We start from the raw sequence: 704 nt of genomic DNA on the forward strand, positions 1-704 counted from the left end.
CCACGAAATCATTCGATGGCTGCACGGCATTGACCCGAAGTCGGCAACGGGTCTGCAACAAGCGAGCGGCCACAGGCTCTACTTCTATGGCCCTAGGCTGGTCTTTGCGACCGACTGGTCCCGGGTTGAAGACGTCTCCATCAACGACATCGCCAAGCTCCACCTAGCTCAACTGAAGTATTCGAAGGGGTTGCATCTTCATGCAATCGCCGGCTCCCAATTCCCATGGTCCCAGCTTCCTGCAGAATTGMTCAAAAGCTTTCCTGACCGCGTAACGTTCACTCTGGCTGAGTTGGTCGAATACTCGGCCTGGTCGGCTCGAAGCGCGATCAATCGAGGAGAACTCGAGACCTTTGTCCTTGATACAAATAACAAGAACAAGGCGAAGGTCATTTCGCCTCGAAGGACCAAGGGGACCTCGCACTCGGCCCTAACCGCAGAGCTCATTGCTGCGACAAGGCACGCCTCGACTCACGACGCAGTGTTAGCGTACTTCAAGCGTCTTTCCCTTAGGCCTGAATCCATCGATTGGAGAACGCGAGTACCTGTCTATCCAGGTCGCGAGCATGTCGACATCCGCAACGTTTACCAGGGCTGGGCAGAAAGCCTCATGGCATTCCTGCACCACCGCGAGCATATCCAAGGATACAGAAGCGCGGGTTCAGTCACCGCATCTCTGCATATTCTCGCGGACTACCTGTTCC

1 protein-coding gene is annotated in these 704 nt (G+C 55.5%); it reads left to right on the forward strand.

Annotated features, from left to right (window positions below; genetic code table 11):
* Nucleotides 1-704 (forward strand): hypothetical protein (locus AC1D01_RS37415; protein WP_477874977.1); only part of this gene is annotated, 704 nt, incomplete at both ends.

The sequence above is a fragment of the Rhizobacter sp. P3_B12 genome, assembly GCF_056402895.1.